The sequence below is a fragment of the Billgrantia campisalis genome, assembly GCF_022341425.1.
Classification (GTDB): domain Bacteria; phylum Pseudomonadota; class Gammaproteobacteria; order Pseudomonadales; family Halomonadaceae; genus Halomonas; species Halomonas campisalis.
On the sequence record NZ_JABFUC010000019.1, the window covers coordinates 13,215 to 39,891 of the forward strand.

21 protein-coding genes are annotated in these 26,677 nt (G+C 67.4%); 12 read left to right on the forward strand and 9 right to left on the reverse strand.

What is annotated here, in order from left to right:
* The first annotated feature begins 99 nt into the window (after positions 1–99).
* Together guaD and HOP52_RS17965 are read left to right on the forward strand one after the other, a co-directional pair.
* Positions 100–1,416 (forward strand): guanine deaminase, encoded by a 1,317-nt coding sequence (guaD, locus tag HOP52_RS17960; protein WP_238978852.1) that lies wholly within the window; start codon positions 100–102, stop codon positions 1,414–1,416.
* Between the two features lie 361 nt (positions 1,417–1,777).
* Positions 1,778–3,133 (forward strand): NCS2 family permease, encoded by a 1,356-nt coding sequence (locus tag HOP52_RS17965; RefSeq protein ID WP_238978854.1) that lies wholly within the window; start codon positions 1,778–1,780, stop codon positions 3,131–3,133.
* A 78-nt stretch (positions 3,134–3,211) separates the two neighbouring features.
* On the opposite strand, the gene HOP52_RS17970 is transcribed toward HOP52_RS17965, so the two are convergent.
* Both HOP52_RS17970 and HOP52_RS17975 read right to left on the reverse strand, forming a co-directional pair.
* Positions 3,212–3,553, reverse strand: a complete 342-nt coding sequence (locus tag HOP52_RS17970; protein WP_238978855.1) for a c-type cytochrome — start codon at positions 3,551–3,553, stop codon at positions 3,212–3,214.
* The gene (locus tag HOP52_RS17975) at positions 3,517–3,909 is read right to left on the reverse strand and encodes a cytochrome b family protein (RefSeq protein WP_238978857.1); all 393 of its coding nucleotides are present in this window, start codon (positions 3,907–3,909) and stop codon (positions 3,517–3,519) included. The genes HOP52_RS17970 and HOP52_RS17975 overlap by 37 nt, the downstream gene beginning before the upstream one ends.
* A 224-nt stretch (positions 3,910–4,133) precedes the next feature.
* Between HOP52_RS17975 and HOP52_RS17980 the strand changes: the two genes are divergently transcribed.
* Entirely contained in the window at positions 4,134–5,138 is a 1,005-nt protein-coding gene (locus HOP52_RS17980) for a cytochrome-c peroxidase (RefSeq protein ID WP_238978858.1), read from the forward strand.
* 166 nt (positions 5,139–5,304) lie between these two features.
* Positions 5,305–7,125, forward strand: coding sequence for a methyl-accepting chemotaxis protein (locus tag HOP52_RS17985; RefSeq protein WP_238978859.1), 1,821 nt, complete (start codon positions 5,305–5,307; stop codon positions 7,123–7,125).
* Between the two features lie 82 nt (positions 7,126–7,207).
* Here HOP52_RS17985 and HOP52_RS17990 read toward each other — a convergent pair whose 3' ends face one another.
* The 6 genes from HOP52_RS17990 to HOP52_RS18015 form a co-directional block, all read right to left on the reverse strand.
* Positions 7,208–8,203, reverse strand: a complete 996-nt coding sequence (locus HOP52_RS17990) for an adenosine deaminase (protein ID WP_238978861.1) — start codon at positions 8,201–8,203, stop codon at positions 7,208–7,210.
* A 71-nt stretch (positions 8,204–8,274) separates the two neighbouring features.
* Entirely contained in the window at positions 8,275–9,999 is a 1,725-nt protein-coding gene (cydC, locus tag HOP52_RS17995) for a thiol reductant ABC exporter subunit CydC (protein WP_238978863.1), read from the reverse strand.
* Positions 9,983–11,671 (reverse strand): thiol reductant ABC exporter subunit CydD, encoded by a 1,689-nt coding sequence (cydD, locus tag HOP52_RS18000; protein ID WP_238978916.1) that lies wholly within the window; start codon positions 11,669–11,671, stop codon positions 9,983–9,985. The genes cydC and cydD overlap by 17 nt, the downstream gene beginning before the upstream one ends.
* A 4-nt stretch (positions 11,672–11,675) precedes the next feature.
* Positions 11,676–12,677, reverse strand: a complete 1,002-nt coding sequence (gene cydB, locus HOP52_RS18005) for a cytochrome d ubiquinol oxidase subunit II (RefSeq protein WP_238978864.1) — start codon at positions 12,675–12,677, stop codon at positions 11,676–11,678.
* A gap of 3 nt (positions 12,678–12,680) precedes the next feature.
* Positions 12,681–14,099, reverse strand: a complete 1,419-nt coding sequence (locus HOP52_RS18010) for a cytochrome ubiquinol oxidase subunit I (protein WP_238978865.1) — start codon at positions 14,097–14,099, stop codon at positions 12,681–12,683.
* Between the two features lie 141 nt (positions 14,100–14,240).
* A complete protein-coding gene (locus tag HOP52_RS18015; RefSeq protein ID WP_238978867.1) occupies positions 14,241–15,224 on the reverse strand; it encodes a calcium/sodium antiporter in 984 nt (327 codons plus the stop codon).
* Positions 15,225–15,430: 206 nt separating this feature from the next.
* Between HOP52_RS18015 and HOP52_RS18020 the strand changes: the two genes are divergently transcribed.
* The 6 genes from HOP52_RS18020 to HOP52_RS18045 all read left to right on the forward strand — a co-directional run bounded on the left by HOP52_RS18020 (position 15,431) and on the right by HOP52_RS18045 (position 22,488).
* Positions 15,431–16,780, forward strand: coding sequence for a paraquat-inducible protein A (locus tag HOP52_RS18020; RefSeq protein WP_238978869.1), 1,350 nt, complete (start codon positions 15,431–15,433; stop codon positions 16,778–16,780).
* Positions 16,777–18,456, forward strand: coding sequence for an intermembrane transport protein PqiB (gene pqiB, locus HOP52_RS18025; protein ID WP_238978871.1), 1,680 nt, complete (start codon positions 16,777–16,779; stop codon positions 18,454–18,456). Before HOP52_RS18020 ends, pqiB begins: the two co-directional genes overlap by 4 nt.
* A 12-nt stretch (positions 18,457–18,468) precedes the next feature.
* Complete coding sequence (locus tag HOP52_RS18030) at positions 18,469–19,056, forward strand: PqiC family protein (RefSeq protein WP_238978872.1); 588 nt, start codon at positions 18,469–18,471, stop codon at positions 19,054–19,056.
* Between the two features lie 238 nt (positions 19,057–19,294).
* On the forward strand, positions 19,295–20,620 hold the full coding sequence (locus HOP52_RS18035) for a DEAD/DEAH box helicase (RefSeq protein ID WP_238978874.1): 1,326 nt from the start codon (positions 19,295–19,297) through the stop codon (positions 20,618–20,620).
* A gap of 121 nt (positions 20,621–20,741) precedes the next feature.
* A complete protein-coding gene (locus HOP52_RS18040; RefSeq protein ID WP_238978875.1) occupies positions 20,742–21,290 on the forward strand; it encodes a hypothetical protein in 549 nt (182 codons plus the stop codon).
* Positions 21,277–22,488 (forward strand): MFS transporter, encoded by a 1,212-nt coding sequence (locus HOP52_RS18045; RefSeq protein ID WP_238978918.1) that lies wholly within the window; start codon positions 21,277–21,279, stop codon positions 22,486–22,488. The genes HOP52_RS18040 and HOP52_RS18045 overlap by 14 nt, the downstream gene beginning before the upstream one ends.
* 18 nt (positions 22,489–22,506) lie before the next feature.
* Here the strand turns inward: HOP52_RS18045 and HOP52_RS18050 are convergent, their stop codons facing one another.
* Complete coding sequence (locus HOP52_RS18050; RefSeq protein ID WP_238978876.1) at positions 22,507–23,403, reverse strand: DMT family transporter; 897 nt, start codon at positions 23,401–23,403, stop codon at positions 22,507–22,509.
* Between the two features lie 141 nt (positions 23,404–23,544).
* On the opposite strand from HOP52_RS18050, the gene HOP52_RS18055 reads away from it, so the two are divergent.
* Both HOP52_RS18055 and HOP52_RS18060 read left to right on the forward strand, forming a co-directional pair.
* Positions 23,545–24,276: an ABC transporter ATP-binding protein gene (locus tag HOP52_RS18055; RefSeq protein WP_238978878.1), complete on the forward strand. Its 732-nt coding sequence runs from the start codon at positions 23,545–23,547 to the stop codon at positions 24,274–24,276.
* Positions 24,277–24,289: 13 nt separating this feature from the next.
* Positions 24,290–26,653, forward strand: a complete 2,364-nt coding sequence (locus HOP52_RS18060; protein ID WP_238978880.1) for an ABC transporter permease — start codon at positions 24,290–24,292, stop codon at positions 26,651–26,653.
* The last annotated feature ends 24 nt before the right edge of the window (positions 26,654–26,677 follow it).

Here is a 26,677-nt window from a genome sequence, read left to right on the forward strand (position 1 = left end):
GATGGCGAAGGTAGCGCCCAGGGACGGGTTCACAGCGCCTCCCTGAAGGCCTGTCGCCGGAACAGCCCCGGCCATCGTATCCATTAAGGCCCTGACAAAATGAACCAGAACGACTCGCGCGTAATACGCGCCGAACTGCTGAGCTTCGATGCCGACCCCGGCGAGGGCGATACCCCGGCCGAGGGGAGCGTTCGCCATCTCGAGGACGGCGCCCTGTGGATCGAGGACGGACGCATCCGCGCCGTCGACGCCTATCCCAGGCTGGCAGCCGAGCTTCCCGCCGGGGTCGAGGTCATCGACCACCGGGAGAAACTGATCACGCCCGGCTTTATCGATAGCCACGTGCACTACGTCCAGCTCGAGATCATGGCCTCCTACGGTCGCCAGCTGCTCGACTGGCTCAACGACTACACCTTTCCGGAGGAGTGCCGCTTCGCCAGGCAGGCGCATGCCGAAGCCATCTCCGAGGCCTTTCTCGACGAGATGCTGCGGGTGGGCACCACCACCGCCCAGGTCTTCTGTTCGAGCCACCCCACCTCGGTGGACGCCTTCTTCACGGCAAGCCAGCGACGCGGCCTGTGCATGCTGGCCGGCAAGGTGCTGATGGACCGCCATGCCCCCGAGGCGCTCACCGACGACACCCAGGGCGGCATCCGCGACAGCGAACGGCTGATCGGCGACTGGCACGGCAAGGGCCGGCTGGGCTACAGCCTGACCCCGCGCTTCGCGCCCACCTCGACCCACGCCCAGCTGGACGCCGCCGGCGGAGTGCTGCGCAACGACGACACCCTGTGGCTGCAGACACACCTGGCCGAGAACACCGGCGAGTTGGACTGGGTCGCCGAACTCTTCCCCGGCAGCCGCGACTACCTGGAGGTCTACGAGCAGTCTGGCCTGGTCGGCCCCCGCAGCACCTTCGCCCACGGGATTCACCTCGATCAGGAGATGCGCGCCCGGCTCGCCGAGCGTGGCGCCAACCTGGCGTTCTGCCCCAGTTCCAACATGTTCCTCGGCAGCGGTCTCTTCGACCGCCTGGCGGCCCGCGAGGCCGGGCTGCGGATCACCTACGCCAGCGACGTCGGCGGCGGCACTGATCTCTCGGGGCTCGCCACCCTCAAGGCCGCCTACCAGGTGGGGCAGCTGCGTGGTCAGCCACTCACCGCCTGGCAGGGCTTCTACGGGCTCACCCTGGGCAACGCCCGGGCGCTGTCGCTGGACAGCCGTATCGGTCGGCTGGCACCGGGCATGGAGGCCGACTTCGTGGTGCTCGACCCCGCCGCCACCCCGCTGCTGGCGCGCCGCCACCAGCGCTGTCGCACCCTTTCCGAGCAGCTGTTCGCCCTGATGATGCTGGGCGACGATCGCACGGTGGCAGAAACCTGGGCCGGTGGCAGGCGACAGCACAGCCGCGACTGAGCCTCTCGTCACACGAGCCGCTCACCGGACGTCAATAGCACGGCGATGGCCCATCGGCCATCGCCCTGTTTTGCCGCGTCTGCAACGGCCATTTTCGGCATTGTCGGCACCATTCCCACGGGGTACATGATGCCAATCATTGCCGTCCTTCCTAGGCGAATTTTGCCCACTAACACTATGGTCGAAAACGCACTGTCCAAATGGTCAATTATTGGCTAGGCTGTCTCACGAGCCATGTTGACCAAATGGTCAGCAACAAAGGCTCATGTCATACGCTGGACTTCCATGACCGCATTCGCGCGGCGGGACGCTCCCAAGGCCTCTTTCCATCCTGACCTCCAACAACAATGGATCACTTGCTATGGAACCGACTTCCACATCCCTTGACGGTAACACCGAAGCGCCGAGCCATTGGCTCGACCGCTACTTCGGCGTGACACGCCGCGGCTCGACGCTGCGCACCGAGGTGCTGGCCGGCATCGCCACCTTCCTGGCCGGCATGTACATCATCGTGGTCAACCCGGCGATTCTCTCGGATGCCGGCATCCCCTTCTCCGCCGCGCTCTCCGCCACCGTGCTGATCAGCTTCATGAGCAGCCTGGCCATGGGCCTGTATGCCAGAAACCCGATCCTGGTCGCGCCGGGCATGGGCATGAACGCCCTGTTCACCTACACCCTGGTGCAGGGTGCCGGGCTCTCCTGGGAGGTGGCACTGGGCTGCGTGTTCTGGTCCGGCGTACTGTTCGCGCTGCTGGCCGTATTCAACGTGCGCAAGGCGATCATCGAGGCGATTCCCGCCTCGCTGCGCTATGCGATTACCTGCGGTATCGGGCTGTTTATCACCTTCATCGGTCTGAAGAACGCCGGTTTCATCGTCGGCAGCGATGCCACCCTGGTGACCCTGGGCAGCTTCGACCCGGCACTGATCACCTTCTTCATCGGCATGATGGCCACCGCCATCCTGGTGATCCTGCGCTTCAACGGTGCCCTGATCCTGGGTATCGCCCTGACCACCCTGCTGGCGACGCCCATGGGGCGGATGTGGGGCGGCGATGTGGTGGTGGAGTGGAGCGGCCTGGCCGCCTGGCCCGACTTCAGCGCCGTCATGCAGGTGGACATCTGGGGGGCACTGAAGGTCGCCTACCTGCCGTTCATCTTCGTGATGCTGTTCACCAATTTCTTCGATGCCCTCTCCTGCTTCATGGCGCTGTCGGAGTCGGCGGACCTCAAGGACAAGGACGGCAACCCGCGTAACCTCAAGCGCTCCATGACCGTGGACGCCTTCGCCTCGATGATCGCCGCGCCGCTGGGTACCAGTGCGGCCCAGACCTTCATCGAGTCCGGCGCCGGGGTGGCCCAGGGCGGGCGCACCGGCCTGGTGGCGGTAACCATCGCCCTGCTGTTCCTGCCCTTCCTGTTCCTCTCACCGCTGCTGTCGCTGGTGCCGGGGATCGCCACGGCTCCGGCCCTGGTGCTGGTGGGACTGTTCATGCTGGCACCGATCACCAAGATCGACTGGGCGCGCTACGACCAGGCCTTCCCTGCCTTTCTGGCGATCATCCTGATGCCGCTGACCTACTCGATCACCCTGGGGATCGCCTTCGGCTTCCTCAGCTTCGTGCTGATCAAGGTCTTCACCGGCCGCATCGAGGAGATCAAACCCGCCATGTGGATCTCGGCGGCCCTCAGCGTCGTCATGCTCATCACCACCCACTAGCCTGACTGCGCCGCCAGGGAGGGCGGCGCCTGGCTATCGTCAACCACCCGTTAACCCTCCGCTCTCGATGCCGACCGCTTACTCCTCCTGCTCGGACTCAAGCTCCAGAAGCCAACCCACCAGGGTGCGGATATCCTCCATCGGCACACGACGGTTGGGGGTCATGCGCTCATCCCCCCAGTTACCGCTGCCGCCCTCGCGAACCGTTTCGACCAGGCGCTCGAAAGCTTCGTCATCATCGCGATAGCGTTCGGCGACATCCAGCCAGGCGGGCCCACGTAGGCTGCGGTCCACGTCATGGCAGTTCATACAGCCGCTGTCCCAGGCCAGGTCAATCATCGCCTCGTCGTCCATGTCATCATTTGCTTGAACGGCTCCGATCATCAGGCCACAGGCCAGCATTGCCAGATACTTGCGCATAGTGACCCCCTCCGCTCTGTGGTAAACCGGCTATGCCATACCAGCATGACATCCGTTAGGCGAAACAGCACCAGCACGACGAAGACACCGACATACAGGCTGGGCACCAGATAGTCAGCGCGGGTGAGAATCCATAGGTGGGTGACGCCGAGCCCCGCCGAGACATAAACCAGCCGATGCAGCCAATGCCAGGCACGGTTGCCCATGGCCGCGCGGACGCGCTGAAAGGATGTGATCGCCAGCGGCACCAGCAGCGCCAGCGCCGCCCCCTGGCGCAGCAAGCGCCGTCGCCCTTCGAAAAGCGCCCTGGGGATCACGTCCGATTCGGCAATCTGCGGGTAGCGATAGCGTGGCATCTCATCGGCCTCCTCGGGACTCAGCCAGTAGAAGACACGCCTTGCCACTCTGTACAAGGCCTGTCCATCCAGGACTCTCAGTATCATCAGAAAACTTGACCCAGCGCAAGACGCGTCCTTTTCCGACCGCTGCGCTTGGTTGATATGCCTCAAGAACAGGGAATAACCTGATTCCGCGATAAAGAATATCGACCGTACCGAGTCGCCTATCAGGGGGGAACACCATGACCTATAACGCTCTTACACGGCCCGCTCAGCTTGCCGCTGCCGTCTCGCTTGGCGCTGCGCTCGCCTTCTCCGGGAGTGTTCTTGCCGGCGACGGCTTCGGCGAGTACCGCGACCGCTTCGAGCCACTGCCGCACTTCCCGCCGATTCCCGCCGACAACTCCCTGACCCCCGAGAAGGTCGAACTCGGCAACATGCTGTTCTTCGAGCCGCGCATCTCCTCGAGCGGCGTGATCAGCTGCGCCACCTGTCACAACCCGGCCCTGGGCTGGGCCGACCGCATCCCGCGGGCCACCGGCCATGACGGCCAGATCGGCGAGCGCAACACCCCGACCGTGCTGAATTCCGGCTTCCTTGAAGCCCAGTTCTGGGACGGCCGCGAGCCCGATCTGGAAGGCCAGGCGCTCGGCCCCATCGAGGCTGACATCGAGATGGCCATGGATCTGGACATGGCGCTGGAGCGCCTGGAAGAGTTCGATCTCTACCAGCAGAAGTTTGCCGCCGCCTACCCGGACGACGACGCCCCGATCAATGCCGACAACCTGGCCAAGGCCCTGGCCAGCTTCCAGCGCACCCTGAACACGCCGAACTCGCCCTTCGATCGCTACCTGCGCGGCGACATCCAGGCCCTCGACGAGCAGGAGAAGCGCGGCATGGTGGCCTTCGTCGATAACGGCTGTATAGCCTGTCACAGTGGTCCGGCCCTGACCGACAGCAACTTCTGGGCCATCCAGGTGCCCGGCTCCACCGACGTGGGCCGCTACGAGGTGACCGGCGACGAAGACGACATGTACAAGTTCCGTACGCCGACGCTGCGCAATGTGGGCGTGACCTATCCGTACATGAACAACGGTGCTACCGAAACCCTGGAAGAGGCCGTCGCCATCATGGGTACCGAGATGCTCGGCCGCGACTTCGAGGATGACACCATCGCCGACATCACCGCCTTCCTGCACACCCTGACCGGCGAAATGCCCCACTTCGAAGTGCCGGCACTGCCGTAAAGGGCGCCACGAGCGCTAGAGCAAGGAAGCCTTGGCACCAGGACAATGGACGTCCTGTCACCACAGCCTTCTCCGTCCAGAACGGGGAAGGTTGTATATGCTTATATGCTGCTATATTAATATCCGATCCTATCAACAATACCAACTATCATGGGGAACACTTCGCATGCCACCCACCGAACCATCCCGAGTGCGCGGCCTCGCATCGCCCTTAGCCGGCCTTCAACGGCTGCTTAGGCTCAATCTGCAGAACAAGATTCTGCTGCTGGTGCTGGTGCCGCTGATCATCTCCTCGTCCTGCCTGCTGCTGCTCGAGGCCAGAGAGCGAATAGCGGACAACCGCGCCCAGCTCGATCAGCAGCGCGAACTGATGCTGGCGTCGCGCCAGCGCGGCGTCGAGGGAATCGTCGAGCTGGCCCAGTCGATGGTCCAGCAAATCGCCCAGAGCGCCGACAGCGAAACCGAGGCCAGGCAGGCCGCCAGTGCCCTGCTGAGGAACATGCGCTTCGAAGGCGACAACTATGTCTTTGTCTTCGACTACGACGGCACCATGCTGGTGCAGCCCGCGGTGCCCGAGCAGGAAGGTACCGCCATGCTCGACGCCACGGATGCCAGCGGCCAGCCGCTGATCCGCGACATGATCGACATCGCCCGGGAGGGGGGCGGCGACTACCGCTATGAATGGCCCAACCCAAGCACCGGCGAGGTCGAGCCCAAGCACTCCTATGCCGCCGCCATTCCCGAGTGGAACTGGGTCATCGGCGCCGGCGTCTACGCCACCGATGTGGATGCCGCCATGGCCCAGGCCGAGGCCACCGCCTGGGACAACCTGATCGCATCGCTGGTCCGGCTCTTCTTCATCGCCTCGGCGGTCAACCTGACCATCACCGTCTTCGCCATCTGGATCACGCGACGTACCGTCCGGCAGATTCGCGACACGGCCAGCACGATGCAAGAGATCGCCCAAGAGGTTGCCGACGGCAAGGGGGATCTGACCCGGCGCTTGAGAGTCAACAGCAACGACGAGATCGGCGAGCTGGCCACCCAGTTCAACGGCTTCCTGGCACGCATCCAGGCCACGCTGCTCGATGTGCGCAACGGCGCGCACAGCGTCTATCAGGCCGCCAACAATATCGCCCAGAGCAGTGAGGAGCTGGCATCGCGCACCGACCAGGCGGCGGCCAATCTGCAGCAGACCTCCTCGGCCATGGAACAGATCACCTCGACGGTGGAGAACAACGCCAGCCACGCCACCCAGGCCGACCAGCTGGTACAGTCGAGCGCCGAGGTGGCCCGTCAGGGACAGTCGGCCATGCAGGAAGTCGAGACGACCATGGGCGACATCAACCAGTCATCGGCACAGATCGGTGAGATCGTCTCGATGATCGATTCCATCGCCTTCCAGACCAATATCCTGGCCCTCAACGCCTCCGTCGAGGCGGCTCGCGCCGGCGAACACGGCCGGGGCTTCGCCGTGGTAGCCCAGGAAGTGCGCACCCTGGCCCAGCGCTCCGCCGATGCCGCCCGGGAGATTCGCGAGCTGATCGGTCAATCGGTGGCCCACTCCCAGCACGGTTCAACGATCGTGAAGAAGGCCGGCGAGACCATGCAGCTGATCGTTACCCGGGTCACCGAGGTCACCGACGTCATCGCCGAGATCAGCGCCGGCTCCCAGGAGCAGAGCGCCGGCATCCGCGAGGTCAACACCGCCGTCAACCAGATGGACACCATGACCCAGCAGAACGCTTCCATGGTGGAGCACAACTCGGACACCGCCGGCGAGATGCGTCGTCAGGCCGAGCGCCTCAGCCGGCTGATCGACGGCTTCCAACTGGGCGACGCCCCGTCGGCCGGAGACACCCCCCGCGCCGAGTCATGGGCCGACTCACCTGCCGCCGACGTCAGCAGCACCCGTCTTGTCGCCGTTCGTAGCGAGCGGGAACGTCCCTCGAGTCGCCAGGCGTCGCTGGAGTGGGAGGCGTTCTAGGCCGCCGATATCCACCCGAGCTAGCCCCCGGCTCCGAACAGCCGGGGGCGCAAGTCATCTCGATGCCGTAACGACAGCGGTGTCACACGCTCTCGGCCAACTGGCGATGCAGCGCCAGGCGCCGCTCGCGGCTCATGAAGGCGGCCTCGATGGCGGTGCCGGCGAGCTCGATGAAAACCTCCTCCGACCAGCCGAAGGCCTGCTCACAGGCCAGGAAGTTGTCCAGCACGCCGCCGCCAAAGTAGGCCGGGTCATCGGAGTTGATCGTCAGGCGCAGCCCGGCGTCGAGCAGCCGGGGCAAGGGGTGCTCCTCGATGCGCTCCACGACTTTTAGCCGCACATTGGAGAGCGGGCAGACGGTCAGCACCACCCCCTCGTCGCGCAGCCGCGCCACCAAGTCGGGGTCTTCCAGGCAACGCACCCCATGGTCGATGCGACAGACCTCCAGCAGGTCCAGCGCTTCGCGAATGTATTCGGGAGGTCCCTCCTCCCCGGCATGGGCCACCCGCGGGATACCCAGCAGTCTGGCGCGCTGGAAGACATCCCGGAACTTCAACGGCGGATGGCCGCGCTCGGCGCTGTCGAGCCCCACCGCATCGAGCAGCTCCCAGTAGGGAGCGGCGCGCTCGAGCACCGACATGGCCTCCTCGGCCGGCCGGTCGCGCAGAAAGGCCATGATCAGGGCGGTGGACATGCCCAGCTCCCGCTCGGCCTGGCGACGGGCCAGGCCGAGCCCCTCCATCACCGTCTCCAGTTCGACGCCGCGTATCAGATGCGCCTGGGGATCGAAGTGCAGCTCCACGTGCACCACACCCTCTGCGTGGGCGCGCCGGAAGTAGTCCATGGCCAGGTCGTGGAAGTCCTCGGCGGTGCGCAGCACGCTCATGCCCCGGTAATAGAGATCGAGGAAGGACTGCAGGTCTGTGAAGTCGTAGGCGGCGCGGGCCTCTTCGACCGACGCATAGGGCAGTGCGACGCCGTTGCGCTCGGCGAGGGTGAACATGAGCTCGGGCTCCAGGGAGCCCTCGATATGCAGATGCAGCTCGGCCTTGGGCAGGCGCTTGAGGAAATCGCGCATGGGTCAGCTCTCGGTCAGGAGTGTTTCACCTCATCCTGATAGAAAGACGACATTTGCGCAAAGTGCCCGGCCTACGCCTCGCGTAGGCGCCCCTCCACCAGGGTCAGCTGACGCTCCACGCCCGGCGGGTCGAAGGGGCCAACCCCGAGCTGATGCACCAGGTAGATGACGCTGCGCCCCGTAAGCCAGGCGTCGAGGCGGGGAGCCAGCGCCGCCACGGTCTCGGCATCCAGCCCGGCAAAGGGCTCATCGAGCAGCACCAGGTCAGGGTCGCGAAGCCACAGCCGTGCCAGGGCCAGGCGACGGGCTTGACCGCCGGAGAGCTGGCGCCCGCCCTCGCCGACTCGGGTGGCGAGCCCGGCCGGCAGAGAGTCAGCCCAGCCATCCAGCTCGACCCACGCCAGCGCCTGCCACAGCTCGCCATCGCCGGCCTCGGGTGCGGCCAGCCGCAGATTGGCCGCCAGGCTGTCATCGAACAGGTCACTGCGTTGCGTCAGCGCCGTCACCCGCTCACGCAGCGCCGCCTCTGGCCAGTCTCCAAGCGCCTGCCCACCCAGAGTGATGCGCCCGGCATCGGGCAACAGCTGGCGCAGCAGCAGACCGGCCACACTCGACTTCCCAGCCCCCGAGGCACCGCACAGGGCCAGCCGCTCACCGGGCGCCAGGGTAAAGGAGAGTTCGCTCAAGGCAGGGGTCAACGCGCCAGGATAACGCAGGGTCACCGCCGATAGCGCCACCGATAATGGCCCCGGTGGCGGCGCCGTACGCGCATCGGCGGCAACCGGCTCACGAGAGCGCGCCTCCAGGGCATTGAGTCGCTCGGCCGCTCCCCGGGTGGCACCCAGCCAGGTAAAGGCCGCCGGCAGGGCCGCCAGCGCCTCGCTCATCGCCAGCATGGCCAGCGGCATCATCACCATCAGCGGACCGGACAGCCGTCCGGCCTCCCAGGCCCCAGCGGCAAGCCACAGCGCCAGCAGCGCCCCCCCTCCCACGAACAGGCCGGCCAGGGCATTGCCCAGTGCCACCAGCGCCCCGAGACGCCGCTGGTCACGGTAGAGCCGTGCCTCGATGGTCGCCAGGCGGCGTCGATGCTCTGCCAGGCCGCCATAGGCCTCCAGCTCGGCAAGTCCCTGAAGCTGCTCGATCAACCGAGCTCGCAGCGCCTCCAGGTCGTCCACCTGACGCCGGCTGGCCGCCATGCCGAGCCGCGCCTGCCCCAGGGTCACCCACAGCCAGCCGAGCAGCAGCCAGGCGCCGCTGGCCAGCCCCACCGTGGGCGACCACAGCGCCAGGAAGGCGGCCAGGCCGAGCAGCGCCAGCAGCCCCACCACCGCCGGTGCCAGTAGGCGCAGGTAGAGGCTGTCCAGGGTATCGATATCCGCGGTCAGGCGATTAAGCCAGTCGCTGGCCCGTCGCCGCGAGAGCGCATGGCCATCGAGCCCCGATAGCGCCGCGAACAGCCGGGCCCGCAGATCGGCCAGCAGCCGCAGCACCGTATCATGGTTGTAGAGTCGCTCCAGGTAGCGTGACAGGGTACGCGACACGGCGAATAAACGAATGCCGCCCCCCGGCACATAGACCTCCAGGGAAACGGCCACGCCCGCCGCCAGCAGCAGCCCGGTCAGCCCGGTGGCGGTGATGAACCAGCCCGACAGGGCCAGCAGGCCGATCGCCGACAACAGAGTCAGCCCCATCAGCGCCGCCCCCACAGCCAGCCGAGTGCGGCGCCGCCCCAACAGCTTGAACCAGGGGCCCAGGGTGGCAATCAGCGAGTGGTGTTCAGCCATGTGGCGCATGGTCACCCTCCTCTGCTTGACCAGCCTCCAGCACCAGGCGCCGGGTGCCGAGCGCCATTAGCGCCGGGTGATGGGTGGCAATCACCAGCGTACGCCCTTCGCCGGCCAGCTCGGCCAGGACCTCGACGAGGCATGCCTCACTGTCGGCATCGAGGCTCGCGGTGGGCTCGTCCAGCAGCACCAGTGGCGCCTGGGAAAGAAATACCCTCGCCAACGCCAGCCGCTGGGCCTGGCCGCCAGAGAGGCCCACGCCACGCTCGCTCAGGGTCGCATCGAGCCCCTCGGGCAAGGCGGCCAGCAGCTCCCCCAGCCCTGCCCGAACCAGCGCCCGATGCATTTGCGCTCGGCTCGCCTCGGGACAAGCCAGGCGCAGGTTCTCGGCGAGGCTGCCCTGCACTAGCAGCGGCCGCTGGTCCATCCAGGCCAAGCCGATCCCCGGGGCCAGGCGACGCCGACCGCTGCCGGGCCCCACGAAACCGGCCAGCAACTGGAGCAGGGTCGACTTACCCGCGCCGGAGGGGCCGGTCACCACCAGCACCTCACCGGGTGCGAGGCACAGGCTGAGCGGCCCGAGTACCCTGCCGCGGCCAGGATAGGTGACGCTGGCCCCTTCCAGCTCAACCAGGCTCTCCCCCACGGGAGAGTCGGCCGCTTGGCGGCGCACCGGGTCAGGGGTCTCTTCGAGTAGGCCGACCAGCCCCTCGGCGGCGCCCAGGGCCGCGGCCCGATCATGGTAGTGCTGCGACAGGGTACGCAGCGGCTGGAAAAACTCAGGCGCCAAGAGCAGCACCAGCAGCCCGGTAAACAGGGTCAATTCTGGCGAGGGCCCATAGGTGATATAGCCGAGCAGGCCGAAGCCGACGTAGATCGCCACCACGGCGATGGCCACCGCCGAGAAGAACTCCAGTACCGCCGAGGACAGGAAGGCTACACGCAGGGTGCGCATGCTGCGTCGACGATAGTCGTCGGCGGCCGCCTGAACCTCCTCGGTCGCAGCGGCGCGGCGGCCGAACAACTGCAAGGTGGTTATACCGCGCACCCGGTCGATGAAGTGACCCGAGAGCCGGGCCACGGCGGCGAACTGGTCGCGATTGAGCCGCTCCGCGCCCATCCCCACCAGCGCCATGAACAGCGGGATCAGCGGCGCGGCAAGCAGCAGGAAGAGCGCCGCCAGCCAGTCCAACCAGGCGACCAAGCAGAGGATGAGCAGCGGGCTCAGCACGGCCAGACGTAGCTGAGGAACGAAGCGGGAGAAGTAGCCGTCCAGGACTTCGACCTGCTCCACCAGCTGGTTGGCCAGGGACGCCGAATGGCGCGATGCCAACCTCACCGGCCCCAGCGCAGCGAGATGATCCAGCAGCTCGGCCCGCAGACGGGCACGAATGTCGCGACTCGCCGCCTGCGCCAACGTCTCCTGGGCATACAGCGCTACTCCCTTTAGCAGCTGGATACCGGCCAGGGCAAGAAAAGGCGCTGCCAAGCTGGCGAGCTCATCGCCGGCCACCAGCAGCCGGCTGACAAGCCAGGCCAGCAGCGCCATCTGCGCGATGATCAGCAGTGCGGCGACGCTGCCCGCCAGCACGGCGAGTCCCAGCCGCCGTCGCTCACCGGCGGCCAGGGAGGTCAGCAGTCGTCGCGGCGTCCGCCCGGCCGCTTTCTGGTCAAGCGGCATCGGGTCAGTGATAGCCGTCACCCACCTTGACCTTGCCGCGGAACACCCAGTAGGTCCAGGCGGTGTAGGTCAGCACGATGGGAATCACGAACAGCACCCCGAGCAGCAGGAACAGCTGCGACTCCGGCGCCGAGGCGGCATCCCAGATGGTGTGGTCGGGCGGCACGATTACCGGCCACTTGCTCGCCACCAGGCCCAGGTAGGTGAAGATGAAAAGCCCCAGGGTGGCCACGAAGGGTTGCCCCTCCTGACGCTGACGAGTCGAACGCCACAGCCAGACGGCGCAGGCCATGGCCAGTGTCGGGAAGATCCAGATCAGCTCGATGCGATCGAACCAGCGCGCCCACACCTCGGGGTTCACGAAGGGCGTCCAGAGACTGATGATGGCAAAGACCGCCAGCACCCCCAGCAGCAGCCCGGGCACCATGCGGTAGGCCCAGTCCTGAACATGCCCTTCGGACTTGAGAATCAGCCAGGTCGCGCCAAGCAGCGCATAGCCGGTCATCAGCCCCAGGCCGGTCAGCACGGTAAAGGGGGTCAGCCAATCCATGGCACCGCCGACATAGACGAAGTCCTCCACCGCAAAGCCCTGAATATAGCTACCCACCACGACGCCTTGGGCGAAGGCCGCTACCGCAGAGCCCCAACAGAAGGCGCGGTTCCACCAGTGGCGGTTACGGTGCGACTTGAAGCGGAACTCGAAGGCGATCCCGCGGAAGATCAGCCCCGCCAGCATCAGGAAGACACCGATATAGAGAGCCGGCAGGAACACCGAGTAGACCAGCGGAAAGGCCCCCAGCAGCCCGGCCCCGCCCAGCACCAACCAGGTCTCGTTACCGTCCCACACCGGGGCCACCGAGTTCATCATCACGTCCCGGGCATCCTCATCCGGGGCAAAGGGGTAGAGGATGCCCACGCCCAGGTCGAAGCCATCCATCACCACGTACATGATCACGCCGAAACCGATGATCAGCGCCCAGATCAATGAAAGATCAAACATTTCCATGGGTCATTTCCTCCAGGTCGGGCCAGCATCCTGCTCGAAAGTGGTGTGGGCGGCGGAAAACGGGCGCTTGGCGCGCTCGACTTCACCCTCCACGACCGCCTGCTCATCAGGAGGTAACATGCCGTTGCGCACCACCCGGGTCAGGTAGTAGACCCCGGCCCAGAACACCACCGCATAGACTGCGACATAGCCGACCAGGGTAAACAGCGCCATGCCACCGGTGAGTGACGGCGTCACGCCTTCGGCGTGACTCATCATGCCGTAGACCAGCCAGGGGGCTCGGCCCACTTCGGTGACAATCCAACCCGCCAGCACGGCGATAAAGGGCGTCACGCTCATCAGCCTCAACAGCTGCAGAAAGCCACGATGCTCATAGACGCGACCACCGCGGCGCAGCCAGAGTCCGGCGATCGCCACGCCGATCATCAAAAAGCCAATGGCAACCATGATACGAAACGACCAGAAGACGATGGCCACCGGTGGTTGCTCTTCCGGCGGTACCTCGCTGATGCCCGGCACCACACCGGACGGACTGTGCTTGAGGATGATGCTGGCGAGGCTCGGAATGCCCAGCTCGAAGCGGTTGGTCTGGGCCTCCTGGTCCGGCAGCGCGAAGAGCAGCAGCGGCACATGGGAGCGCGTTTCCCAGTTACCCTCCATGGCCGCCACCTTGGTGGGCTGATGCTCCAGGGTGTTGAGACCGTGGAAGTCACCCACCACGGCCTGGGCAGGTGTCAGGACCAGCAGCAGCCACAGGCACATGGAGAGCGCCTTGCGGTTGGCCTCTACGTCGCGCTTGATCAGCAGGTACCAGGCGCTGACGCCGGCCACCACGAAGCCGCCGGTGAGGAAGGAGGCCATCACCATATGGGTGAAGCGCCAGCCGAAGGAGGGGTTGAAGATCGCCTCGCCCCAGGCGGTGACCCGGAAGCTGCCGTCCATCAGTTCGACCCCGGCCGGCGTCTGCATCCAGCTGTTGGCCGAGAGGATCCAGAACGACGAGATGAAAGTGCCGATCGCCACCATCACCGCGGCGAACAGATGCACCCCCTGGGGCACCTTGCCGCGCCCGAACAGCAGCACGCCGAGGAAGGCCGCCTCGAGGAAGAAGGCGGTCACCACCTCATAGCTGAGCATGGGCCCCATGAAGTTCGCCGATGCCAGGGAAAAGTTGCTCCAGTTGGTGCCGAACTGGAAGGACATCACGATGCCCGACACCACGCCCATGCCGAACACCACGGCGAAGACCTTGGTCCAGAACATCGCCAGGCGGTCCCAGACCGGATTCTGGGTGCGATAGAAGAGCCCGTGCAGCAGGGCGATATAGGACGCCAGCCCGATGGTGAACACCGGGAAGATGGCGTGAAAGGAAACCACGAAAGCGAACTGAAGTCGCGACAGCAGCAGGGGATCAAGCTCCATAACGCATGCCTCATCTCGGGGTAGAAGAGCGCCAAGCAGCATTGTCATTATTAGGGCCAGGCCGTTATCGATATCAGCCTACGACTGTGGCCAAAAAAAGCGATGAAAAGTTGACCCAGGACAGTGTGTCGTGTTGTCGCATCAGGTACCCGAGGCCTGCACCACCAGGCGGACCAGAAAGGCGGTGTAGCCCACGAAGCCGGCCAGCAGCACGGCCCCCTCGAGGCGATTGAGGCGCCCCGGCCGCCCCCGCCAGCCCAGGGCGAAGAGCACCATCAGGGCGGTCATGGCCGCCATCACGCTCCAGTCGCGCCACAGCACTTCGGCCGCCACCTCAATGGGCGTGATCACCGCCGCGAGCCCCACCACGCCAAGGGTGTTGAAGAGATTCGAGCCCACCACGTTACCCAGCACCAGGTCATGCTCACCGCGACGCAGAGCGCTGATCGAGGCGGCCAACTCCGGAAGCGAGGTGCCCACGGCCACCACGGTCAGGCCGATGATCAGGTCGCTGACGCCGAAGCCCTGGGCGATGGCCACCGCCCCCCATACCAGCAGCCGGGAGCTGGCTACCAGCAGCACCAATCCCACGCCGGTCCAGACGAGCCCCGCCGCCAGCGACAAAGGATGCAGGGCGAGACTCTCCTCGGTCTCGGCGGCCAGCGGGTCGCTGACGCCGCGGCGCGCCTGAACGATGCTGACGCCGATGAACGCCGCCAGCAGCGCCAGCAGCAGGGTCCCCTCGAGGCGGCCGACCACGCCGCCCCACATCAGCAGCGCCGAGAGCAGGGTCACCGCCCCCAGCACGGGCAGTTCGCGACGTACCACGCTGGAGTGCACGGTCAGCGGGGCGATCAGCGCCACCAGCCCGAGAATCATGCCGATGTTGGCGATGTTCGAGCCATAGGCATTGCCCAGCGCCAGACCGGGATTGCCCTGTCCGGCCGCCAGCGCCGAGACCATCAGCTCCGGGGCCGAGGTGCCAAAACCAATCACCAGCATGCCGATCAGCAGCGGCGACAGCCCCAGGCGGTGCGAAGTGGCCGCCGCCCCCTCGACGAAACGCTCGGCGCTCCAGACGAGCAGCACCAGACCGACGATCACGGCCGCAGCGGGTAACAGCATGGGAAGTCCTCGGGAACATTCAGGTGTGCATGTTTGTCTATGGTGCGCGTTGCGTCAACGTGTCACACTTTCGCCAGTGCCACGTTTACCAGCGCCACGCTGTCGCCGGGCGGCCCACGATCGACAGCCTTGGCTCTATCTGACAAGTCGACGGGCCGTCGCCGCACCTTCCATCGCAGCTCGTTCGTCTCAGGTGATCATCGCCGGTGTTCAGGCCTCCTTTCACGCTTCCTTCACTACCGCGGGGCGAGCCCCGGGTCGACCAGTCACCCCCCGAGGTACGCACCTCGCGGCGGCGGCTGCGCGCCTGTCACGAGTGTGACTGGCTGGTCGCCCTGCCGCCGCTGCGCCCCGGCGAGAAGGCCGACTGTCCGCGCTGCGGCCATACCCTGGCCACGCGCCACCACCGCCCGGCCCAACGCAGCATGTCGCTAGCGCTGTCGGCGCTGGTGGCGCTGCTGCTGGCGGTCTCCTTCCCGTTCGTCAGCTTCAACGTCGGCGGCATCGGCCATGGCATCGAGCTCTCCCAGACCGCCACCACCCTGATCGGCTTCCACCAGCCGATTGTCGCCATCGCGGTGATCCTCACCATTGTGGTGCTGCCGGCGGTCTACCTGTGCGGGGTGATCTGGCTGCAGGCGGGACTGCTGCGCGGCCAGCCGCTTCCGGCCAGCCGCAGCATCGCACGCTCGCTGGCTCATCTGCACCCCTGGATGATGGCGGACGTGTTCATCATTGGCGCCCTGGTCAGCCTGATCAAGGTGGCCGGCATGGCCCAGATCGAGTTCGGCATCTCCTTCTGGGCGTTCTGCGTTTTCGCCCTGCTGCTGCTGCTCACCACCCAGTCCCTCGACGCCGACTGGATGTGGTTCTCGCTGACCGGCGAGCCGCTGGCTCCCCCAGGCGCCCGTACCGGCACCACTGCGGCTCCCCAGGGCCTTACTGGCTGCCCCACCTGCGGGCTGGTCAACCGCCTGGACGGGCGGGGACACGGCCACTGCCGACGCTGCGGCGAGCGGCTCCACGCGCGCCTGCCGCACAGCCTGCAGCGCACCTGGGCCCTGCTGGCAGCCGCCGCGGTGATGTACCTGCCGGCCAACTTCTATCCGATCATGACCACCACCAGCCTGGGCCAGACCTCCACCTCGACCATCATCGGCGGCGTGGTGGAGCTGGTGCAGATGGGCTCCTGGCCGGTGGCACTGGTGATCTTCGTAGCCAGCGTGATCGTGCCCGTCGGCAAGCTGGTGGCGCTATCCTGGCTGTGCCTGGTGGTCGAGCGCAGCCATGAACTCAACGCCGGGGCCCGGACGCGGCTCTATCGACTGACCGAATTCATCGGCCGCTGGTCCATGGTGGACGTCTTCGTGGTGGCCATTCTGGTGGCGCTGATTCGCGCCGGCTCGCTGATGTCGATCACCCCGGGGCCCGCCGCGCTGGCCTTCGGCGCCGTGGTGGTGCTGACCATGCTGGCCGCCATGACCTTCGACCCCCGACTGATCTGGGACACGCCGCTGCCGCGCGCCTCCCGCCACACGCAAGGAACCTCCGGATGAGCGAGACGCCCCGCGACCCCGATGCCCCGCGGGACATGCATCGGGCCAAGCCCTCTCCCCAGGCCCGGCTGTCGCCGATCTGGATCGTGCCCATCGTGGCCATACTGATCGGCCTGTGGCTGGTCTACGACAACTACCGCAGCCGCGGGCCGCTGATCACCCTAACCATGAGCAACGCCGAAGGAATCGAGGCCGGCAGCACCCTGATCAAGACCCGCAATGTACAGGTCGGCCGCGTCGAGCGGGTGCGGCTCTCCGACGATCTCAGCCATACCGTGATCACCGCACGCATGGCGCCCGATACCGAGGCCATGCTCACCGAGGAGAGCCGCGTCTGGGTGGTCAAGCCGCGCATCGGGCGCGAGGGCATCAGCGGCCTTGGCACCGTGCTCTCCGGCGCCTATCTCCAGCTCGAGCCGGGCCCCGGCGAGGCGGGCCGGCGCGACTTCGGGGTCAGCGACCTGCCGCCGGTGTCGCCGGCCGGCGTGGCCGGGCTGCGCGTCAGCCTGATCAGCCAGATGGGCAACTCGCTGCGGGTCGGGGACCCGGTCACCTATCAGGGCTATACCGTGGGCCGGGTCGAGGAGGTGCGCTTCGACGCCGAGGCGCGGCGCATGGAACAGCGGGTCTTCATCGAGAGCCCCTACGACCGCCTGGTCACCGACAGCACCCGCTTCTGGTCGGCCAGCGGCGTCGACCTGCGCCTGGACGCCGACGGCATCCGGATCAACGTCGAATCGCTGGAGGCGCTGCTCGGCGGCGGGGTGACCTTCGCCGTGCCCGAGGACCTGCCCCCGGGCACGCCGGTGGCAAGCGACACCACCTTCAACCTCTATGCCGACGAGGACAGCGCCCGTCAGGGCACCTTCGATCGCTACCTGGAATACGTGCTGCTGGTGGACGACACCGTGCGCGGCCTCTCCCGCGGCGCCCCGGTGGAGTTTCGCGGCGTACGCATCGGCACCGTGGCCGCCGTGCCCTGGCAATTCAACGCCCCCCAGCCGGAGACCCGCAGCGGCTTCTCGATCCCGGTGCTCATCCGCATCGAACCCCAGCGGCTGGGCATCGAGAACCAGGAAGTGGACCTGATGGAGTGGGAGGCGCGCTTCGAGCGGCTCTTCAACCTGGGGCTTCACGCCTCGCTGAAGTCCGGCAACCTGCTCACCGGCGCGCTGTTCGTCGACCTCAACTTCCAGCGCGACGAGGCCGGCAGCTACGTGGCCGAGACGTTCGCCCAGCGCACCGTCTTTCCCACCACCTCGGCCGGCTTCGCCCAGATCGAGGCCCAGGTGACGGCGCTGCTCGACAAGCTCAACGCCTTGGAGCTCGAGCCGCTGCTGGCCGGCCTGGACCGCAACCTGGCGAGCTCCCAGGCCATGCTCGAGGAAGTGCGCGAGCTCGGCGGCGCCTTCCAGGCGCTGCTGGAGGACCCCGGCACCCAAAGCCTGCCCAGCAACCTCAATGCGACGCTGGAGGCGCTGCAGGCCACCCTGCAGGGTATGTCACCGGATTCCGGCGCCTACCGGGAACTGACCGCCGCGGCCGAGCGCCTGGAGCGGCTGATGCGCGACCTGCAGCCGGTGGCCCGCACCCTGAACGAGAACCCGCGCTCCCTGCTGTTCGACAACCTGGACACCGTCGACCCCCAGCCGCGCGCACCACGACGAGCCCCCTGAGGAAGGATGCCCATGAGAGCCATGCCCTGGATGATCGCCGCCGCTGCCATGCTCTGGCTGAGCGGCTGCGCCACGCCGAGCGCCCCCCACCAGCGCTACACCCTGCCCGGCAGCGATGCGCCACCGGCCGCCGCCGGCGCCGAGGCCGAGCAGGTGCTCAAGGTCCGCCCCCCGCAGCTGGCCCACTACCTGGACGTGGACGGCATCGTGCTGCAGCTCGACGACATCACCCTCAACGAGGCGCGCCAGCACCTCTGGGCGGAGCCCCTGGCGCGCCAGCTGGAGCGCGGCCTGCGCAGCCGGCTCGCCGTGGCGCTGCCCGACACCCGGGTGATCCGCGACGACGGTCAGGGACGCGGCGTCGAGGCTCTCACCCTGAGACTCGAGATCGACCGCTTCCAGGGGCGCTACGACGGCCTGGCGATTGTCAGCGGCCAGTGGCAGCTTTACGCCCCCGGCGGCCAGTTGCTGGCCACGGAGCACTTCCGGGTCGCCACCGAGCTTGCCGACGATGGCTACCCGGCCCTGGTGCGGGCCCTGGGCCGCAGCTGGGACCGGGTGGCCGAGCAGATCGGCGAGGCGATTCGCCAAACAATTTGAAGGGATAAGGCCGGGGGCCGATTCACCGGATTTTTTGGAGCACGGTTTGCTGCGCGAAAGCGGCGGCGTGGCTCCCACGATAAAGCTGCGGCCCGGCGCGCACTGTGGCATACTATGGCCTCGCGGCAACCCGTAGTCCCTCCTGCCGCGCCCCTGAACCGAATTTTCACGCCTTGGCCCGGGACTGGCCACGCGCTTGACGCGCGTGGCACGGCCGAGGCGACTCTGCGGAGACCGCATGACCTTTTCCGACCTCGGCCTGCGTGCCGAACTGCTCCGTGCCGTCGAGGCACAGGGCTACACCATTCCGACCCCCATTCAGCGCCAGGCCATCCCCGCCGTGCTCGAGGGAGGCGACCTGCTGGCCAGCGCCCAGACCGGCACCGGCAAGACCGCCGGTTTTACCCTGCCGATGCTCCAGCGCCTGGCCCAGGGGCCCCGCCCCGGCAAGCGCCAGATCCGTGCCCTGGTCCTGACCCCGACCCGTGAGCTGGCCGCCCAGGTGGGCGAAAGCGTAGCCGACTACGGCCGCCACCTGACGCTCAAGAGCCACGTGATCTTCGGCGGCGTCGGCCAGCAGCCCCAGGTGGACGCCATCCGCCCCGGCCTCGATGTGCTTGTCGCCACCCCGGGCCGCCTGCTCGACCTGCAGCAGCAGAAGCACGTGGACCTCTCGAAAGTCGAGATCCTGGTGCTCGATGAAGCCGACCGCATGCTCGACATGGGCTTTATCCACGACATCAAGAAGATCCTTCGCGTGCTGCCCGAAAAGCGCCAGAACCTGCTGTTCTCGGCGACCTTCTCCAACGAGATCCAGGCGCTGGCCGGCAAGCTGCTCGACAACCCGGCGATGATCGAGGTAGCGCGGCGCAACACCACCGCCGAGCTCGTCGACCAGGCCATCTATCGCGTCGACCGCGAGAAGAAGCGCGAGCTGCTGGCCCACCTGATAACCGAGCAGAACTGGCATCAGGTGCTGGTCTTCACCCGCACCAAGCACGGCGCCAACCGCCTGGCCGAGCAGCTCTCCAAGCAGGACATCCCGGCCATGGCGATCCATGGCAACAAGAGCCAGTCGGCGCGCACCAAGGCACTGGCCGCCTTCAAGACCGGCGACCTGCAGGTGCTGGTGGCCACCGACATCGCCGCCCGCGGCCTGGATATCAGCGAGCTGCCCCACGTGGTCAACTTCGAGCTGCCCAACGTCGCCGAGGACTATGTCCACCGCATCGGCCGCACCGGCCGCGCCGGCAGCGAAGGCCAGGCGGTATCGCTGGTCTGCGTCGACGAGCACGGCCTGCTCAAGGGCATCGAGCGGCTGATCAAGCGCGACCTCGAGAAGCGCATCGAGCCCGGCTTCGAGCCTGACCCCAACGCCAAGCCCGAACCCATCGAGAACGGCCGCAACCGCCGCGGTGGCGGTGGTGGCGGCGGACGCGGGGGGCGCGGTAACGCGCAGGCGCGCAGCGGTGGCAGCGCCTCCCAGGGCCAGCGTCGCGGCGACGAGTCAAGCGGCACGGGGCGTCGCCGGCGGCGCGGCGGCCAGGGTGCTCGCCAAGCTTGACCCAGCGCATGGCAGCCTACTGTGCAATATGCGAATGTAGGCTGCCATTTTCCTGGCGCCGATAAATAGAGGGGTAGGCTATGAAGGCCCTCTGGTGCTCCACGTCGTGGAAGACCCGAGCATGCTGAAATGGTTGACCGGCAAGCAGCCGATACCCGTCTGGGCCATCAAGCAGATCGATGACGATCTGCTGCACCTGTGCGGCCAGGCCAAGGTGACGCCCACGAAGAAGCGCGGCATCACCCTGGCGGCGCTGAACGAGGGTCGCTACCAGGGGGCCGTCAGCATGGCCGGCAGCGGCCTGGTGCTCAATGCCCGTCTGTTTGCCGCCCTGGTACCGGTAGAGAACCTCACGCTGGACGCCCAGGGCCAGGCCCACTGGCAGGGGCGCTGCTGGCAGGTGTCCCAGGTGCCCCAGCGCTGCTGGACCTACGAAGGCCGACTCACGACCCAGCGCCAGCTCCAGGGCGGCCAATCCCTCCTGGTCAGCGTCGAGGATGTCTCATCCATTCGCCGCCATGCCCGGATCAGCGAGGGCCCCAACGTGGTTCCGTTCGACGACAAGAGCGCCGACGATCATCCGCTGATCGCCCCTCGCGACGGCGAACACACACGGCCGGCACGCCCCGGCAAGGGATGGGAACGGCGAACCAATGATGACGAGCACTAGCCCAGACACCCGACGACGACTGCTGTTTCTGTTGCTGATGGTGCTGGTGGGGCTCAACCTTCGCCCGGCCCTCTCCTCCCTGGCCCCGCTGCTGGTTCGGGTCCAGCAGGACACCGGTCTCTCGCCGCTGGCCATCGGCGCCCTCACCACCCTGCCGGTGCTTTGCCTCGGCATCTTCGCCCCCCTGGCGCCCTGGCTGAGCAAGCGGCTGGGCGCCGAGCGCACCCTGGCACTGGCCCTGGGCGCACTGATCGTCGGCCTGGCGCTGCGCGGTATCCCGCCCATTCCGCTGCTGTTTGCCGGCACGCTGCTGGTCGGCGCGGCCATCGGCGTGGCGGGCACCCTGCTGCCGGCGCTGGTCAAGCGCGAACTTCCCGGCAGCGCCGACCTGATGACCGGCGTCTATACCATGGCGCTGTGCCTGGGCGGCGCCCTCGGCGCCGGCCTGAGCATTCCCCTGGCCAACCTCCTCGGCAGCTGGCAGGCCAGCCTGATCAGTTGGTCGCTGCTGGCGGCGGCCGCTCTGGTTGCCTGGATTCGGCTCATGCCACGTTCGCCGCAGGCCGGCGGACTGAGCCCTCCGGGGGGCTCCATGCGCCAGCTGCTCACCCAGCCACTGGCCTGGCAGGTCATGCTGCTGATGGGCAGCCAGTCGTCGCTGGCCTACATCGTCTTCGGCTGGCTGCCAACCCTGCTGCAGACCCGCGGCTACGGCGAGTCGGAGGCCGGCTGGCTGATGGGGGCGTCGGTGATGGTCCAGCTGATCTCGGCGCTGGGTGCACCCTGGCTGGCCCGCCTGGGCCGCGACCAGCGCCCCGCCCTGCTGCTGGTGCTGGCCTGCGTAGGCACCGGGCTGTGGCTGCTGCTGCAGGGGCCTTACAGCTGGCGCTGGGCCGGCGTGGTGCTGCTCGGCCTCGGCCAGGGCGGCAGCTTCAGCCTGGCGCTGACGCTGATCGTGCTGCGCACCGCCAACTCCCGCCTGGCCGGCAAGCTGTCGGGGCTGGCCCAGGGCGGCGGCTACACCCTGGCCGCCATGGGACCGCTGGCGGTGGGTGTGCTGCTGCAGCTGGACGTGGGCCTGCCAACCGTCACCACGGTGCTGCTGCTGATCGTCGCCGCCGCCGCCGGCTTCGCCCTGCTGGCCGGTCGCAACCGCCGACTGGACGTGGACGACGACGGCCGGCTAATCACACGTTAAGGCCATTTCTGAGCATCGCTACCGGCGCTGTGAAATGGCCACCCCCGCCAGGATCAGCAGCAGTGCCAGCAGATGGTTCCACTCCGGTCGCTCGCCAAGAAACAGGATGCCGATGACCACCGCCCAGAGCGGGATCAAGTAGTTGATCAGCGACAGGAAGGTCGGCCCCGCCGCGGCCACCAGCGTAAAGAAGACCACGCTGCCCAGCGCCGTGCAGACGATGCCCAGCACCAGCACCGCCCAGAGCGCCCCCGCTGACAGCTCGGAAAGCGAGAGCCCGGGCGACGCCCCGCCGAGATAGGGCGTCAGCGCCAGCGGCAGGGTCAAGAGCCACGCCATGCCCAGCACCAGTGCCGAGGTGGACCAGGCATCGCTGGCCGGCTTGTGGCGCGAGACGATGGCGTTCACCGCATAGCAGCAGGCCGCCAGCAGCACCGCCAGCTGCGCTACCAGGGTCTCCCCGCGCCCCCCAAGCTCGCGCAGCGCGGCGGGGCCGATCAGCGCCAGGATACCGACGAAGCCGATGCTGAAACCGAGCAGGCGCTGCCGGGTCAGCGTCTCGCCGGGAACCAGGAAGTGCGCCAGCACCAGGGTCACCAGCGGCATCACCGCCATCAGGATGCCGGCCAGCCCACTGTCGATGCGCTGCTGGCCCCAGCTGATCAGCAGAAACGGCGCCATATTGCCGATCACCGCAATGGCCAGCATGAACCCCCAGACGCGGCGCCCCCGGGGCCAAGCCCGGCCCAGCACCACCACCAGCGCCAGCAGCCCCAGGGCTGCCACCATATTGCGCCCGGCCACTACCATGGCCGGCGTCAGCTCCGCCACGGCAATCCGGGTCAACGCAAAGGAACTGCCCCAGATGACGGCCAGCGCCACCAAGAGCCCCCAGTGCGACAAAGGCCGGGTCATGGGCCCACTCTCCCTGCTGTCATTCTTTGATCCTTATCAAGGGCGATACGACTTACCATTTACCCATCGCCATTCACGATATCCCGCTCAGCGCTCAGCCTGCATAATTGGCTGGGCCTTCCCGACCTCGGCAGGCAAGCGATGCACGACTCGGCGCAGGCGGTGTTCCAGACCCGCGGGCTCAAGCGTTTCTACCAGATGGGCGACGTGACCATCCAGGCGCTGCGCGGCGTCGACCTCGAACTTTTCAGCGGTGAGCTGGTGGTGATGCTTGGCGCCTCGGGGTCGGGCAAATCGACCCTGCTCAATATCATGGGCGGGCTCGACAGCGCCAGCGAAGGCAGCGTGCACTATATCGACCACAGCCGGCATACCCATGAGCTGACCCACGCCAGTCAGCGGCAGCTGACCGAATTTCGCCGTCACCACGTGGGCTTCGTGTTCCAGTTCTACAACCTGATCTCGAGCCTCACCGCCCGCGAGAACGTGGCCATCGTCACCGACATCAGCCGCGACCCCATGACCCCGGAGGAAGCCCTGGCCATGGTCGGCCTGGAGCAGCGGCTCGATCACTTCCCCTCGCAGCTCTCCGGCGGCGAACAGCAGCGAGTGGCGATTGCCCGGGCCATCGCCAAGCGCCCCGAGGTGCTGCTGTGCGACGAGCCCACCGGGGCGCTGGACTTCCGTACCGGTATCCGTGTGCTGGAAGTGCTTGAGACCCTCAACCGCACCACCGGCACCACCCTGGCGATCATCACCCACAATGAGGTGATCGGCGAGATGGCCGACCGGGTGATTCGCCTGCGCGACGGTCAGGTAGGCGACATACACGCCAACACCCAGCGTACGCCTCCCGGCGAGCTACGCTGGTGAGGGGGAAGCGGCCGTGAGCACCCTGCACCGCAAGCTCTTGCGCGACCTGCTGCGCCTCAAGGGGCAGTCGCTCGCCATCGCCGCGGTGATCGCCAGCGGCGTGATGACGCTGATCCTCGCCGTCACCACCCTGGATGCCCTGACCCGGGCCCAGTCCGATTTCTACGCCAGCCACCACTATCCCGACCTCTTCGTCGACGTCAAGCGCGCCCCGCTGGGGCTGGTCGACCACCTACAGACCCTGGACGGCGTGAGCCGCATGGCGCCACGCGTGCGCGCCGGGGTGCGACTGGCCGTCACCGGCTTCGACGACCCGGTGCGCGGCCAGATCCTGTCGCTGCCCGACGGCCGCCAGCCGAGCCTCAATCGCCTGCACCTGGTGGCCGGCAGCCTGCCCGAAGCCGGGCGCGCCGACCAGGCGGTGGTCAGCGACGCCTTCGCCGAGGCCCACGGCCTGGCGCCCGGCGACACCCTCGAGGCGATCATCGACGGACGCCAGACCCGGCTGCGGCTCAGCGGCATCGCCCGCAGCCCGGAGGTCATCTACCAGGCCGCCCCCACCGATCTGCTGCCCGACTATCAGCGCTACGCCACCCTATGGATGAATGAGCGCGCCCTGGCCAACGCTTTCGGCATGGAGGGCGCCTTCAACCAGCTGTTGGTGACCCTGCAGCCGGGCGCCGACGCCGCCACCCTCGGCAACGAACTGGACCAGGCCCTGGCCCGCTACGGCGCCACCGGCACCCAGACCCGCCACGACCAGCAGTCGCACCGCTTCCTGGAAGAGGAGCTGGCCCAGCAGCGCGCCCAGGCGGCCATCCTGCCGACGATCTTCCTGGCTGTGTCGGCCTTTCTGCTCAACGTGGTGATGGGGCGCATCATCCGGACCCAGCGCGAACCGCTGGCCATGCTCAAGGCCTTCGGCTATCGCGACGGCGAGCTGGCCCGCCACTACGGCCTGCTGGCGGGGCTCATCGTACTGCTGGGCTGGGCCCTGGGGGTGGCCCTGGGCGCCTGGGCCGCCCGCGGCCTGGGCGGCATCTACGCCGAATACTTCCGCTTCGCGGAGATGCACTTTCGGGTGCCGGCCTGGGCGATGGCGCTGGCACTGGGCGTTGCCGGCATCGCGGCCCTGCTGGGCACCTGGCACGCGGTATGGCGGGCCGTGCGCGAGCCGCCGGCCGCCGCCATGCGCCCTCCGGCTCCGCAGCGGTTTCGCCGCACCTGGCTGGAGCGCTCCGCGCTAGGCCGAGGGCTCGGCCACGAGGCGCGTATCGTGCTGCGTCACCTGCTGCGCCATCCCGCCAAGGCCGGCCTGTCGGTCGCCGGCATCGCCCTGTCCGCCGGCCTGCTGATGATGGGCGCCTATCAGCTCGGCGCGGTCGACAAGATGCTCGACCAGCAGTATCGCCAGGTGATGCGCATGGACATCGAGCTGACCTTCAGCGAGGTCACCCCCGCCCGGGCCGCCGGTGAGCTGCGCCACCAGCCTGGCGTGCTGGCGGTGGAGACCTGGCGGCGGGTGCCGGTGACCCTGATGCACGAGCACCGTGAATATCGCACCAGCCTGCTCGGCACCGAGGCGCAGCCACAGCTGCGTCAGATCCTCGACATCGACGGGCACCCCCAGGCACTGCCCGGCGACGGGGTGATGCTGACCCGCTTTCTCGCCGAACTCCTGCAGGCCGAGGTAGGCGACACCCTGGAGATCGCCGTGCTGGATGGGCGCCGCCAGCGGCTCACCCTGCCGCTGGCGGCCCTGGTCGACGAACCCATCGGCGTCGGCGCCTACCTGCAGCGGGACAGCCTCAATGCACTGCTGGGTGAAGGGCCGGCGATCAGCGGTGCTTGGTTGCTGGTCGATCCCGACCAGGCGGATCGCCTGCACCGGGCGCTGCATCAGTTGCCCAGGGTCGCAGGCATCGGCCTGCTTTCGGAGGCCGAACGCGGCATTCGCGACTACATGGACGAAACCATCCTGATGTTCGCCCTCGTTTTCGTGGCCCTGGCGGGGTCCATCGCCTTCGGCGTCATCTACAACAACGCTCGCATCACCTTCGCCGAGCGGGCCCGCGAGCTGGCGACCCTGCGCGTGCTCGGCTATACCCGCAGCGAGGTCGCCCGCATCCTGCTCGGTGAGATCGCCCTGATCACCGCCCTGGCCATTCCGCTGGGCTGGCTGATCGGCATCGGTTTCAGCGCCCTGCTCAACCAGGCCTTCAGCAACGATCTGTTCCGCGTGCCGCTGGTCCTGACCCCCTACGCCTTCGGCTTCGCCGCCGCCGGAGTGATCGCCGCCTCGCTGGTGGTCGCCGTGCTGGTGATTCGCCGGCTGGGGCGGCTGGACATGATCGGCGTCCTAAAAGCAGTAGAATGAAGCCACAGGGAACCGCGGATGCAG

Excerpts from the sequence above, each read along its gene's own strand:
- HOP52_RS18030 (WP_238978872.1), top strand. The coding sequence starts at position 18,469 with ATGAGAGCCATGCCCTGGATGATCGCCGCCGCTGCCATGCTCTGGCTG.
- HOP52_RS18045 (WP_238978918.1), top strand. The coding sequence starts at position 21,277 with ATGACGAGCACTAGCCCAGACACCCGACGACGACTGCTGTTTCTGTTG.
- HOP52_RS18050 (WP_238978876.1), bottom strand. The coding sequence starts at position 23,403 with ATGACCCGGCCTTTGTCGCACTGGGGGCTCTTGGTGGCGCTGGCCGTC.
- HOP52_RS18040 (WP_238978875.1), top strand. The coding sequence starts at position 20,742 with ATGCTGAAATGGTTGACCGGCAAGCAGCCGATACCCGTCTGGGCCATC.
- cydD (WP_238978916.1), bottom strand. The coding sequence starts at position 11,671 with ATGCCGCTTGACCAGAAAGCGGCCGGGCGGACGCCGCGACGACTGCTG.
- HOP52_RS17975 (WP_238978857.1), bottom strand. The coding sequence starts at position 3,909 with ATGCCACGCTATCGCTACCCGCAGATTGCCGAATCGGACGTGATCCCC.
- HOP52_RS17965 (WP_238978854.1), top strand. The coding sequence starts at position 1,778 with ATGGAACCGACTTCCACATCCCTTGACGGTAACACCGAAGCGCCGAGC.
- HOP52_RS18010 (WP_238978865.1), bottom strand. The coding sequence starts at position 14,099 with ATGGAGCTTGATCCCCTGCTGCTGTCGCGACTTCAGTTCGCTTTCGTG.
- guaD (WP_238978852.1), top strand. The coding sequence starts at position 100 with ATGAACCAGAACGACTCGCGCGTAATACGCGCCGAACTGCTGAGCTTC.
- HOP52_RS18015 (WP_238978867.1), bottom strand. The coding sequence starts at position 15,224 with ATGCTGTTACCCGCTGCGGCCGTGATCGTCGGTCTGGTGCTGCTCGTC.
- cydB (WP_238978864.1), bottom strand. The coding sequence starts at position 12,677 with ATGGAAATGTTTGATCTTTCATTGATCTGGGCGCTGATCATCGGTTTC.
- HOP52_RS17985 (WP_238978859.1), top strand. The coding sequence starts at position 5,305 with ATGCCACCCACCGAACCATCCCGAGTGCGCGGCCTCGCATCGCCCTTA.
- HOP52_RS18055 (WP_238978878.1), top strand. The coding sequence starts at position 23,545 with ATGCACGACTCGGCGCAGGCGGTGTTCCAGACCCGCGGGCTCAAGCGT.
- cydC (WP_238978863.1), bottom strand. The coding sequence starts at position 9,999 with ATGCGCCACATGGCTGAACACCACTCGCTGATTGCCACCCTGGGCCCC.
- HOP52_RS17990 (WP_238978861.1), bottom strand. The coding sequence starts at position 8,203 with ATGCGCGATTTCCTCAAGCGCCTGCCCAAGGCCGAGCTGCATCTGCAT.
- HOP52_RS18035 (WP_238978874.1), top strand. The coding sequence starts at position 19,295 with ATGACCTTTTCCGACCTCGGCCTGCGTGCCGAACTGCTCCGTGCCGTC.
- HOP52_RS17980 (WP_238978858.1), top strand. The coding sequence starts at position 4,134 with ATGACCTATAACGCTCTTACACGGCCCGCTCAGCTTGCCGCTGCCGTC.
- pqiB (WP_238978871.1), top strand. The coding sequence starts at position 16,777 with ATGAGCGAGACGCCCCGCGACCCCGATGCCCCGCGGGACATGCATCGG.
- HOP52_RS17970 (WP_238978855.1), bottom strand. The coding sequence starts at position 3,553 with ATGCGCAAGTATCTGGCAATGCTGGCCTGTGGCCTGATGATCGGAGCC.